This is a genomic window from Candidatus Cryptobacteroides sp. (assembly GCF_056207615.1).
In genome coordinates this window covers 1-12,326 of record NZ_JBAEER010000164.1, presented here as the reverse complement: position 1 = coordinate 12,326, position 12,326 = coordinate 1, and the positions used below count along the sequence as shown (strand labels likewise).

At 53.4% G+C, this 12,326-nt stretch carries 8 protein-coding genes and 1 pseudogene; 6 read left to right on the top strand and 3 right to left on the bottom strand.

What is annotated here, in order from left to right; all coding sequences use genetic code 11:
• Positions 1-70: 70 nt before the first annotated feature.
• Together ilvB and ilvD are read right to left on the bottom strand one after the other, a co-directional pair.
• Positions 71-1,780: a biosynthetic-type acetolactate synthase large subunit gene (gene ilvB / locus AC06ND_RS09290; protein WP_475678702.1), complete on the bottom strand. Its 1,710-nt coding sequence runs from the start codon at positions 1,778-1,780 to the stop codon at positions 71-73.
• 45 nt (positions 1,781-1,825) lie between these two features.
• The gene (gene ilvD / locus AC06ND_RS09285) at positions 1,826-3,661 is read right to left on the bottom strand and encodes a dihydroxy-acid dehydratase (protein ID WP_475678701.1); all 1,836 of its coding nucleotides are present in this window, start codon (positions 3,659-3,661) and stop codon (positions 1,826-1,828) included.
• 384 nt (positions 3,662-4,045) lie between these two features.
• On the opposite strand from ilvD, the gene AC06ND_RS09280 reads away from it, so the two are divergent.
• The 3 genes and pseudogenes from AC06ND_RS09280 to AC06ND_RS09270 all read left to right on the top strand — a co-directional run.
• A complete protein-coding gene (locus AC06ND_RS09280; RefSeq protein ID WP_475678700.1) occupies positions 4,046-4,462 on the top strand; it encodes an acyl-CoA thioesterase in 417 nt (138 codons plus the stop codon).
• A gap of 95 nt (positions 4,463-4,557) precedes the next feature.
• Complete coding sequence (locus AC06ND_RS09275) at positions 4,558-5,655, top strand: hypothetical protein (protein WP_475678699.1); 1,098 nt, start codon at positions 4,558-4,560, stop codon at positions 5,653-5,655.
• 15 nt (positions 5,656-5,670) lie between these two features.
• Positions 5,671-6,834 (top strand): annotated as a pseudogene (locus tag AC06ND_RS09270) (CD0519/CD1768 family membrane protein); the annotation flags it as partial.
• 740 nt (positions 6,835-7,574) lie between these two features.
• Here the strand turns inward: AC06ND_RS09270 and AC06ND_RS09265 are convergent.
• A complete protein-coding gene (locus AC06ND_RS09265; protein ID WP_475678698.1) occupies positions 7,575-8,432 on the bottom strand; it encodes a LytR/AlgR family response regulator transcription factor in 858 nt (285 codons plus the stop codon).
• Between the two features lie 51 nt (positions 8,433-8,483).
• On the opposite strand from AC06ND_RS09265, the gene AC06ND_RS09260 reads away from it, so the two are divergent.
• The 3 genes from AC06ND_RS09260 to AC06ND_RS09250 form a co-directional block, all read left to right on the top strand.
• The gene (locus AC06ND_RS09260) at positions 8,484-10,178 is read left to right on the top strand and encodes an AMP-binding protein (RefSeq protein ID WP_475678697.1); all 1,695 of its coding nucleotides are present in this window, start codon (positions 8,484-8,486) and stop codon (positions 10,176-10,178) included.
• 100 nt (positions 10,179-10,278) lie between these two features.
• The gene (locus tag AC06ND_RS09255) at positions 10,279-11,472 is read left to right on the top strand and encodes a pyridoxal phosphate-dependent aminotransferase (protein ID WP_475678696.1); all 1,194 of its coding nucleotides are present in this window, start codon (positions 10,279-10,281) and stop codon (positions 11,470-11,472) included.
• Positions 11,473-11,481: 9 nt separating this feature from the next.
• Positions 11,482-12,326: CobW family GTP-binding protein (locus tag AC06ND_RS09250; RefSeq protein WP_475678695.1), on the top strand; the 845-nt coding region annotated here is incomplete at its 3' end.

Genomic DNA, 12,326 nt, shown 5'->3' with positions numbered 1-12,326 from the left:
GGCCGACCTGGTTCTCTGAATACACCGTTACCGTATAAAGTGTTGTTTCGTTTTCCATTCTGACCCTTTATTAATTATTTGAGTACCATTCATCCTTGCCAATGAGTATCTCGCTCACGCTCTTTCCGGGAGGGACCATAGGGAACACCATGCCCTCCTCGACCACGCGCACCTCAAGGATGAACGGTTCGTCGTTATTGGCGAGCATTTCCTCAACTGCAGGTCTCAGGTCTTCCCTCTTCTCGACGAGACGGCTCTTGATTCCATATGCCGAAGCAATCTTCATGTAGTCAGGGTTGGTCATCCTGGTGTATGAGTAACGCTCATCCCAGAAGAGTTCCTGCCACATGCGCACGTTTCCGAGCCAGTTGTTGTTCAGGAGGACTATCTTCACGCCGGTTCCTTCCTGCATGATGGTACCGAGTTCCTGGATGACCATCTGGATACCGCCGTCGCCCACGAGGCAGCATACCTGACGGTCTGGACGACCGATCTTTGCTCCGATGGCTGCAGGGAGGCCGAAGCCCATGGTTCCGAGACCGCCGGAAGTGATCATGCTTCGGGTCTGGTTGAAGCGCGAGTAGCGTGCTCCGAGCATCTGGTTCTGTCCGACGTCGGTGACGATGAGCGCGTTCTTTCCGGATACCTCCGCGAGAGTGTCGATGACCTCACCCATGTGGATTTCTCCGCTCTCAGGGTGGATTTCAGGATCGATGACGCGGTGCTTCTCGACTGCATCGCAGATGGTAGAGGTAAGTCCCCAATCCTCGCGAGGCTTCTGCTCGATGAGTTCGGTGATCATAGGAAGGACTGCCTTCGCATCGCCGAGTACTCCGAGGTCCACTGGAATCACCTTGTTGAACTCCGATGCATCGATATCGATATGGATCTTGCGTGCCTGGATTGCGTAGGTCGCGGTATTTCCGGTCACACGGTCGTCGAAACGCATTCCGACTGCGATGAGCAGGTCACACTCCTGGGTCATCACGTTAGGTGCGATGTTTCCGTGCATTCCGACCATTCCCCTGTAGAGAGGGAATCCGTCAGGAAGGGCGCTGAGGCCGAGGAGGGTCGATCCGCATGGGATGTTGCCCTTCTCCACGAGAGCCTGGAGTTCCTTCTCCGCACCGGAAAGGATAATACCCTGACCGAACACGAGGAAAGGCTTCTTGGCCTCGTTGATCATCTTCGCAGCCTTGCGGACCACGTTCTCCTGGATCTCAGGATATGGGTGATAGCTTCTGATGAAGCTGCACTTCTCGTAGTTGAAAGCGGCCTTGCCCTTCTGCGCGGTCGCGGTGAAGTCAAGGACTACAGGGCCGGGACGGCCGGTAGAGGCGATGTAGAACGCCCTTGCCACCGCCCACTGGATGTCCTCCACGCGACGGATCTGGTATGACCACTTGGTGATAGGGGTCGTGAGGCCGATGACGTCAGTCTCCTGGAACGCATCGGTGCCGAGGAGGTGGGTCGCAACCTGGCCGGCGATGACTACGACAGGAGTACTGTCGATCATGGCGTCAGCCACGCCGGTGATGACATTGGTAGCACCAGGACCTGAGGTCACGGTGACTACGCCAGGGACGCCCTTGGCACGCGCATAACCCTGCGCTGCGTGGATGGCTCCCTGCTCGTGGCGCACGAGGATATGCCTGAGCTCCTTCTTGTAGTCGTAGAGCTTGTCGTAGGTAGGCATGATCTGGCCACCGGGATAGCCGAAGATGGTGTCGACACCTTCGGCAATGAGTGACTTCAGCAGTATTTCACTACCGCTGAACATCTGTTCATCTGTTATCTGTTCTGCCACTTTGATATTGTTTCTTCGTTAGTCTTCTATGATTCTTACGGCACCCTTGTCAGCTGAGCTTACCATCGCTGCATAGGCCTTGAGTGCCTTGCTTACGGTACGCTGACGGAAAGGAGGGGTGAAAGCCTTGCGGCCACGTGCCTGCTCCTCTTCCCTGCGCTGAGCAAGCTGCTCGTCGCTGAGCTTCACGTCGATCTTACGGCTAGGGATGTCGATCACGATGATGTCACCGTCGCGCACGAGTCCGATGTTTCCACCTGCAGCTGCCTCAGGAGAGATATGTCCTATGCTGAGACCTGAAGTACCGCCGCTGAAGCGACCGTCGGTGATGAGAGCGCACTCCTTGCCGAGGTGCATAGACTTGATGTACGAGGTCGGATAGAGCATCTCCTGCATTCCCGGGCCACCCTTGGGGCCTTCGTATGTGATCACGACGACGTCGCCGCTCTTCACCTGACCGCCGAGGATTCCGTCGCAGGCAGCCTCCTGGGAATCGAAGACCTTCGCAGGTCCTTCGAAGTGCCAGAGTTCCTCCGCAACGCCCGCAGTCTTCACGACGCAGCCGTCCTTTGCGATGTTACCGAAGAGCACGGCCATTCCGCCGTCCTTGGTGTATGCATGTTCGAGATCCCTGATGCAACCGTTCTCGCGGTCGGTGTCGAGGGTCTCATATCGACAATCCTGGCTGCCCATCCTGATGCTGAACTTGCCGGCAGGAGCCGAGCGATAGATGCGGTCAGCCTCCGGATCGATGGTCGCACCGGTGATGCTGTATTTTGCTATGTCCTCTCCGAGAGTAGCTCCGTTCACCCTCTTGCAGTCAAGATTGAGAAGCCCTCCCTTTGCGAGCTCGCCCATGATGCCGAGGATGCCACCTGCGCGGTTCTCCTCCTGGATGCTGTACTTCTGCCAGTTCGGAGAGAGCTTGCAGATGAAAGGAACCTTGCGGCTGAGCGCGTCGATGTCGGACATCTTGAAGTCAACGCCGGCCTCGTTTGCGACTGCAAGGAGTTGGAGCACGGTGTTGGTCGATGCTCCCATCGCGATGTCGAGGGTCATGGCATTGAGGAATGCGTCGCGGGAAGCGATGCTCTTGGGAAGCACGCTCTCATCGCCATCCTGATAGTATGCATATGCGTTCTTGACTATCTGGGCTGCGGCATCCTTGAAGAGCTGGATGCGGTTCACATGGGTAGCGAGGATGGAACCATTGCCAGGGAGAGAGAGACCGATGGCCTCGGTGAGCGAGTTCATTGAGTTCGCAGTGAACATTCCTGAACATGCGCCGCAACCAGGGCAGGCTGAATTCTCCACGACGCTGAGTTCCTCGTCGCTGACGGTGGTGTCACCGCCCTTGACCATGGCTGTGATGAGGTCGGCATTCTCGCCATTGACCTTACCTGCCTCCATAGGGCCTCCGGATACGAAGACTGCAGGGATGTTGAGCCTCATGGCTGCGAGGAGCATGCCCGGAGTCACCTTGTCACAGTTGCTGATGCACACCATAGCGTCTGCCTTGTGGGCATTGACCATGTACTCGACGCTGTCTGCGATGATGTCCCTTGAAGGAAGCGAATAGAGCATTCCGTCGTGGCCCATTGCGATTCCGTCATCGACTGCGATCGTATTGAACTCTGCCGCATAGCAGCCGAGCTTCTCTATCTCAGCCTTGACGATCTGGCCTATCTCGTGGAGGTGGGTATGGCCTGGAACGAACTGCGTGAACGAGTTCACGACTGCGATGACGGGCTTGCCCATCTGCTCTTTCTTCATTCCGGTAGCGATCCAAAGAGCCCTTGCTCCTGCCATTCTCCTACCCTCTGTAGTTGCTGAACTTCTTAATTTGTGTTGCATTCTATTTAAAACATTGAAGCCCTCCTCGTTTCCGAGAAGGGCTTAATAAACTTCGTTATCGTAAGTTATATTGCGCGACTCCCCGGCCCTCACGTTTTTTCACAAGGACTAGAAGGACGACGCTAATAAGGACGTTCGATATGTTATTGATTGACTTCATCGACGGGGAGGTCTTAATAACAAGGACAAATTTAGATATTTATTCCCCAAAAAGCAAAGGTTTCGCCAAGTTTTTTAAATTTTTTATAATGAATTGTAGCACTTAGGTCCATAATTACGGAAATCATGTCATATTTTTCTGACAATCATGCGGATTGCCGCTATATGAGTTCCAATCTTTTATCGTAAATTTGCAGCCCGAACAAAATCAAACGAGACCATAAGATGAAAAGCTATCACTACCAGCATAAGGTACATTACTACGAGACTGACAAGATGGGCCTGACCCATCATTCAAACTATACACGATTCATGGAGGAAGCCAGGATCAGCATGCTCGAGGACCTGGGATACGGATATGAGAAAATGGAAGCCGAAGGAGTGATCTCTCCTGTCATGGCGATCACCACCGAATTCAAGAAATCAACCACCTACCCTGACCTGATAGACATCGAGATCAAGGTTGCCGAACTTCTCAATTTCAAGATCAAGTTCGACTACAAGATGAAGGTGGGAGAGCAGCTCGTCTGCCATGCCACCTCGCTTCACTGCTTCCTCAACAGGGAGGGACGTCCCATCGTGATGGCTGACAGATTTCCTGAATTGGTAACGAAATTGTCTGAAATGCTTATCGAAAAGTAGCAATTCCGTACATATTTCAGTTCTAAAAGTCCATCGGGCTTTTAAATTTACAATTTATACATATCTTTGCCGACGCTTTTTCACGCTAGATTGACATGAGAAAAACAAGCGGCCCCGCAAGGGTATTTACGGCAATATCTTCCATCCTTCTCTTCTGCGCACCTTCTTTTGCGCAGAAGTCGGACAACACATTCAGACTCAACGATTTCTATTTCGAGACAAGGCTTGGCTACGAAGGCGTGATGGCCGGAGAAAGGCATGAGTTCGACAAGGACGCTTCCGGATTCCGCGGAAGCTGGCTCAACATGAGGCTCGACGGACAGATTGGTGACAGGCTCAGCTACAGCTACCGTCAGCGCTTCACCAAGGGCACCAGCCGCGCCTTCTTCGATGCCACCGACTGGATACACCTCGACTGGAAAGCCACTGACTGGCTCACCCTCTCAGGAGGAAAGCAGGTCGTGGCCATCGGCGGCTATGAGTATGACAGGGCCCCGATCGACCTCTACTACTGCTCTGAATTCTGGAACAACATCGCCTGCTATCAGATGGGCGTTTCCGCAAGCTTCAACGTATCGGAGAACGACATGCTCCTCGCTCAGGTCTGCAGCTCGCCGATGCGCGGGTACATCATGGACGTGAACGGCAGGCCTGCAGGAAATTCCAAGATGGGATTCAACTTCATGTGGTACGGAACCCATGGCTTCTACGAGACCATGTGGTCTGCGAATGCATTCCAGAACACCAGCGACACATGGATGTACTACATCGCCCTCGGAAACAGGTTCAACATCACCAAGTGGCTCCGACTCGACGTCGATTTCATGAACAGGATGTCGGCGCACCAGGAATTCTTCAAGGACTGGTCTCTCATGACAGAGTTATCTGCTGCCCCTGCGGACGGTCTTCGCGTACATCTGAAGTACACCTGGGACTACAACCAGACGGACAGCATTGAAGACCATCTCGTGTTAGCCGGCACCGACATGATGAGCATCTCCGGCGGAGTCGAGTACTCCCCTCTCAAGGACAACCGCGGCGCACTCAGGCTCTTCGCGCTCGCCGGATACAGCACGGGAGTGAATGCCAACACTTACGGCACCCTCGTCGACAACGGAATCAACTTCCAGGCAGGAATCAAGTTCAGGCTCGGAGTGCTCGAGGGAATCAAGGCGCTCATCGACAAGAAATAAAACATACCTTAATATATGAAAACCAAGTTCAGATTATCGAGCGGAGTCGTCTGTCTCATCATAGTTCTGATCATCTTCGGCTACCTCGCTTCGGTGATGGGTCTGGCGAACATGCTCAACACGATGATGAAGACCGCGCATGACCTTCTGCTCAATACGGTATTCTACATCATGGCGATCTGCGTCCTCACCGGCGCGCTTGCCAAGATATTCGTGGACTTCGGCGTGGTGGATCTCCTACAGAAGCTCCTCCGCCCTATCATGAAGCCTCTCTTCAACCTCCCGGGCGTGGCTTCGCTCGGTGCCGTGATGACCTTCCTCAGCGACAATCCTGCGATCATCACCCTCGCCAACGACAAGCATTTCGCAAGATACTTCAAGAAGTATCAGATGATCTCGCTCACCAACTTCGGAACGGCGTTCGGAATGGGCCTCATCGTGATCGTGTTCATGATCAGCCAGGGCTATTTCTTCGCTCCTATCATAGGTCTTGTGGGCGCGATGATCGGCTGCATCGTTTCGACTCGATTCATGCAGTACTTCATCTGTAAGGACTACCCTTCTTATCGTACCGAGGATGCTCTCTCTGCCGAGCAGATGGCATCTCTCGAGCATGTCAAGGAGGAGAATTCAGAGGAAAGCGGAGAGCAGGTCTCAATGTTCGTGCGCATCCTCAACGGTCTTCTTGACGGAGGTAAGTCAGGCGTTGAGATCGGACTTGCGATCATCCCAGGCGTGCTCATAATCTCGACACTCGTGATGATGGTCACCTTCGGAGGATCAGCCCAGGGCTTGGATGCCGACGGCAACGCAATCGTTGTGTACACCGGTGCTGCATACGAGGGCACAAAGCTTCTCCCTTGGCTTGCTAGCAAGATCAGCTTCCTATTCAAGTGGCTCTTCGGATTCACGGCTCCTGAGCTCGTAGCCTTCCCTATCACCGCACTCGGTGCCGTAGGTGCGGCACTTTCGCTCATCCCTGAGTTCGCAAGCCAGGGCATCATCGACGGCAACGCAATCGCTGTCTGCACTGCAATGGGAATGTGCTGGAGCGGATTCCTCTCTACCCACGCTGCGATGCTCGACTCTCTCGGATATCGTGCACTCCTCTCGCGCGCTTACCTCAGCCACGTCATCGGCGGTTTCGCTGCAGGTATCGCGACACACTGGATCTATGTCGGTATCATGGCGCTCGCATCCCTCTTCCAGGCGAAGGAGGTCTACACCGTAGACGGCCAGGCATGGAACTGCAGCGAGACCCAGAGCCACAGCGTCACTCTCAAGGCGATGGACGACGACACCTTTGTTATTGAGAACTGGTTCGGCGGAGCATGCAACGAGGACCTCGTGTTCACCGTGAACGCCGCTGACAGCACCATCAACGTCAAGAATGCTTACGCTGCCGAGGACGGCTACCATTTCGTACACATCAACCAGAAGGCAGCGCCAGGCGATCCTTGCTATGCATCTATCGTCCCTGCCAACGATTACTCCGAGTTCGCCGGAGATCAGGAGAGCGGATACTTCTACGCATGGATCTTCGTCCATGATTCGTACAGGCGTCTTCTCGACCGCGGATACTATGAGATTACCTGGGGTGGAAGCCAGCGTTGGGCTGACGTCGCACAGGAGCAGATCAGCGCAGACTTCGAAGCTGAGAAGGCTGCAGAAGCTGAGGAAGAAGCTCTGAGGAACGGCGACTTTGCGACCCAGATCGAAATCCTCAAGGAACAGATCGATGCGCTCAAGGAGATTGTGAACGACGATAAGAACGCGGCTGTTTCGAACGAATAGCTCGTCAGAACATACATGACAAAATAAGGTGGACCTTTCAAAAGTCCACCTTATTTGTTTTAAATTTGTGTCAAAGACGTCTTTTCGCCACTTATCATAGGGCGTTCGCCACATTTCGGGCGTCCCTACGCGCGTGAGAGACGATTTTGAGTTACATTTGTACCAAGAACGGTCCTGTAGTAGGTCTTCGATACTGGAATTTCCCTGGCATCAGGGTGAGACAAGGTTACGGTGGCACGGTTGGACGAACGGTTAAGCTGCGTGATCTTCGAGAAATTTACGAAGTAAGAGCGATGGCAGCGATGGATCTCGGTCCCCTCGAGCATCTCCTCCATCTGCTGAGTGCGGCACCTGAGCATGTAACTGGTGAGCCTGCCCTCGTTCTCGTAGTAGATCTTCACATAGTTGTCCTGCGACTCGATGTAGTAGATCGTATCCGGATCCACCGAGAGCTTCACTGCGCCGGAATAGTCCTGAAGTGAGATGAGGTCGTCCTGAGGCACTTCCTTGTTCTTCGCGAGCAGAGCCTGCAGCATACGATTCTCGTCCCTGAGACTTCGGTAGGCTGTGATCAGAACGAAGAAGGAGTAAGGGATCACGAGTATGAGACTGACGCAGAGAAGGGTCTTCAGAACAAGCCTTGCGGTCACCTCCACCTCAGTGATCTTGAACACGGCCGAGAAGAGGACATAGAGGAATGACAGGAAACTGTATTCGATGATGATGTTCACGATATAGGCTCCCGCACCTATATAGGTCCGCTTCTGCAACAAGATCAGGATAAACTTGCTGGAAACCATCACGATGATGGCTATGGCATAGTACAGAAGGGTCAGCAAGGCCAGGCGGCCGGTTGAGAAGCCGAGCCACACAGTAGCCGAGAAGGGCTTGTAAAGAAACATATACACGACGGAAAACGCGAATACGAACAGCACGGATTCCATCATGAACTTCTTCTGCAGAAGAAATTTTGGGAGAGTCATGAAAGTCGTTTTAAACAGACAAATATAGAAAAAAAACAGATACTCAGACTTATGAAACGCGTACAGAAGAAACCGCTCGAGAAGTTTACCTTCGAATCTTTCAACAAGATCTACGAAAAAGACTTCCGAGACAACTGGGACAGGCAGGCACTCACCAACATAAAGGCAGAGACTCTCTGCTATTCTGACGTTGCCCGTCAGATCGAGAAGCTTCACATCATCTACAAGGAAAGCGGCATCGAGAAAGGTGACAAGATCGCCCTCTTCTCCCCTAACCAGGCCAACTGGGCGGTATCGATCATATCGATCACAACCTACGGCGCAGTAGCTGTCCCTCTCCTCCACGAGTTCAAGCCTGCGAACGTCCATCACCTCGTGAGTCATTGCGGCGCGAAGCTCCTCCTCACCGAGCAGAACCTCTGGCAGGGTCTCTCCACCGACGAGATGCAGAGCCTCATCGGCGTGATCAGGATGGAAGACTTCAGCGAGCTCTTCTCAAGGAGTGAGGCCCTCAGCGCAGCAATCGCCAACGTTGAGGCAAGCTACGCTGCAAAATATCCGAACGGATTCGGTCCACAGGATATCAACTACTACGAGGACAGTGCAGATGAGATGGCAATGATCAACTACACCTCAGGAACATCAGGTTTCTCTAAGGGCGTAATGATCCCATACAGGTCCCTCGTTTCCAACTGTCTTTTCGGCCGTCAGGCTGTCCCTTGCATCGATCAGAACTCCAAGGTCGTATCAATCCTTCCTTCCGCACACATGTACGGAATGATGTTCGAGGTCCTCTACGAGCTCTCATGCGGTGCCCATATCAACTTCCTCACCAAGACTCCTAGCCCTGCAGTGCTCATCGAGACCATGAAGGAGATCAAGCCAGACCTCCTCGTGGCTGTGCCTCTCATCTTCGAGAAGGTTTACCGCACCAAGGTAAAGCCTACCCTCGAGAAGCCTGCGATCAAGTTCCTCACCAAGATTCCCGGTCTCAACCAGATCGTCTACAGCAAGGTCAGGAAGGAGCTCATCGAGTCCTTCGGCGGCAAGTTCTACGAGGTCATCCTCGGCGGAGCCGCATTCAACAAGGAGGTTGAGGAGTTCATGCACAAGATCAAGTTCCCATTCACCGTGGGCTACGGTATGACCGAGTGCGCCCCTATCATCTCTTACGAGGCATGGGATAGCGCAAGGCTCTACTCTTGCGGTCGTCCTGCACGCTATCTCGAGATAAAGATCGACTCAAAGGATCCTCAGAACGTACCTGGCGAGATCCTCGTCAAGGGTCCTAACGTATTCCTCGGCTACTACAACAACGAGGAGGCTACCAACGCGGTATTCACCGAGGACGGTTGGTTCAGGACTGGTGACATGGGTGTGATGGACGAGGATGAGTTCATCTACATCAAGGGACGCTGCAAATGTATGCTTCTCGGCCCTTCAGGTCAGAACATCTACCCAGAGGAGATCGAGGACAGCATCAACAACCTCAAGTTCGTTTCCGACAGCCTCGTGATCGAGGACAGCAGCAACAACAAGCTCGTCGCACTGATCTATCCTGACTACGTCAAGGCAAAGCAGAACGGCCTCGACTCAGAAGCCCTCAAGGCTCGTCTCGAAAACGACATCAAGGCAGTCAACAAGGAAAGGCCTTCTTACGAGAGGATCACCAAGATCGAACTCCTCGAGAATGACTTCGAGAGGACTCCTAAGAAGAGCATCAAGAGATATCTCTACCAGAAGTAATTATTTAGTGAAGGGCCGTCAATTATTTGATGGCCCTTTTCAAATAATGCTTACCTTTGTATGCATATACAAAACCTGAAAAAACAACTAGCACAATACAATGGAAAAGATTTCAGAAAGAGTGATGGCCCTCTCGCCATCTGCAACATTCGCAATGTCACAGAAAGCTGCCGATCTCAAGGCAACAGGACTCGACGTAATCAGCATGAGCGTCGGTGAACCAGACTTCAACACCCCTGACCACATCAAGGAGGCAGCAAAGAAGGCTATCGACAACAATTTCTCTTTCTACACTGCAGTCCCTGGTTATCTCTCACTCAGAGAAGCTATCTGCCGCAAGCTCAAGAGAGAGAACAACGTAGACTTCACCCCTGCGCAGATCGTCGTAGGTAACGGCGCAAAGCAGGAGCTCTGCGACGTCATCATGGCAATCGTCGGCAAGGGCGAGGAAGTCATCATCCCTACCCCTGCATGGGTCAGCTACATGGAGATGGTAAAGATCGCAGAGGGCGTTTCAGTAGAGCTCTACGCCGGTCCTGAGCAGAAGTTCAAGGTAACTCCTGAGCAGCTCGAGGCAGCCATCACCCCTAAGACCAAGGCCGTGCTCATCTGTACTCCTAGCAACCCTACCGGTTCAGTTTACAGCGAAGAGGAGCTCGCTGGCCTCGTAAAGGTCCTCGCGAAGTACCCGGAGATCATCGTCATCGCTGACGAGATCTACGAGCACATCACCTATGTCGGCAACACCAGGTCACTCGCAAGCTTCCCTGAGCTCAAGGACAGGGTCGTCATCATCAACGGTGTATCAAAGGCTTACGCTATGACCGGTTGGAGAATCGGATACTGCGCTTGTCCTCTCTATATCGCCAAGGCAGTGACCAAGCTCCATGGCCAGTACACCAGCAACTGCTCATCTATCGCGCAGAAGGCTGCGGAGGCTGCATACGACGGTCCTCAGCAGTGCGTCGAGGACATGAGGGTCGCATTCGAGAGAAGAAGAGACCTCATCGTAAGCCTCGCAAAGGAAATCCCTGGATTCAACGTGACCGTTCCTGACGGTGCATTCTATATCTTCCCAGAAGTTTCTGCCCTCTTCGGCAAGAAGGCCGGCGACCGCGTGATCAACAATGCAGACGACCTCGCGATGTACATCCTCGAGGAGGCTCTCGTATCAGGCGTAAGCGGTGCAGCTTTCGGTGCTCCTGATTGCATCAGATTCTCTTACGCTACCTCAGACGAGAAGATCGTAGAGGCTATGCGCAGGGTGAAGATCGCTGTAGAGAAGCTCGCATAAGGAGGTAAGATGGCAAATACTGACGTAAAGGTCCTTCTGCTGACCGGATATCTCGGCAGCGGAAAGACCACTCTCCTCAATCGCATCCTGAACAACCGCAAGGGCATCAGGTTCGCCGTCATCGTGAATGACATCGGCGAAGTGAACATCGATGCCGAGCTCATCCAGCAGGGAGGAATCGTAGGTAAGAAGGACGACAGCCTCGTCGCTCTCCAGAACGGTTGCATCTGCTGCACCCTGAAGATGGACCTTGTGGAGCAGATCCGTGACATCATGGCGATGAAGCGCTTCGACTACATCGTCATCGAGGCCAGCGGAGTGTGCGAGCCTGCCCCTATCGCGCAGACCATCTGCAGCATCCCTACCATGGGAGTGGATTTCGTCAAGGACGGCATCGCAAGGCTCGACAACATCGTGACCGTAGTGGATGCGCTCCGCATGCGTGACGAGTTCAACTCTGGCAGCAGCCTCGTCAGCGAGAACATCGACGAGGAGGATATCGAGAACCTGCTCATCCAGCAGATCGAGTTCTGCAACATGATACTCCTCAACAAGGTCGCCGAGGTCACCCCTTCAGAGCTTGCGCGCATCAAGGAAATCATACGTGCGCTCCAGCCAAAGGCCAAGATCGTGGAGACAAACTTCTGCGACGTGGACCTTGACCGCATCATCAACACCGGGCTCTTCAACTTCGAGGAGGTCGCAACTTCTGCGACATGGATCCGCGAGGTCGAGGGTATCCACGATGAGGATGAGGACGAAGAGGGACACGAGCACCATCATGAACATGGTGAGGACTGTGACTGCGAGGAGTGCCGCCATGAGCATCACCACCACGACGACGATGATGACGA

Coding starts and splice junctions, on each gene's coding strand:
- AC06ND_RS09265 (WP_475678698.1), bottom strand. CDS start 8,432: ATGACTCTCCCAAAATTTCTTCTGCAGAAGAAGTTCATGATGGAATCC.
- AC06ND_RS09260 (WP_475678697.1), top strand. CDS start 8,484: ATGAAACGCGTACAGAAGAAACCGCTCGAGAAGTTTACCTTCGAATCT.
- AC06ND_RS09280 (WP_475678700.1), top strand. CDS start 4,046: ATGAAAAGCTATCACTACCAGCATAAGGTACATTACTACGAGACTGAC.
- AC06ND_RS09255 (WP_475678696.1), top strand. CDS start 10,279: ATGGAAAAGATTTCAGAAAGAGTGATGGCCCTCTCGCCATCTGCAACA.
- AC06ND_RS09275 (WP_475678699.1), top strand. CDS start 4,558: ATGAGAAAAACAAGCGGCCCCGCAAGGGTATTTACGGCAATATCTTCC.
- ilvB (WP_475678702.1), bottom strand. CDS start 1,780: ATGTTCAGCGGTAGTGAAATACTGCTGAAGTCACTCATTGCCGAAGGT.
- ilvD (WP_475678701.1), bottom strand. CDS start 3,661: ATGCAACACAAATTAAGAAGTTCAGCAACTACAGAGGGTAGGAGAATG.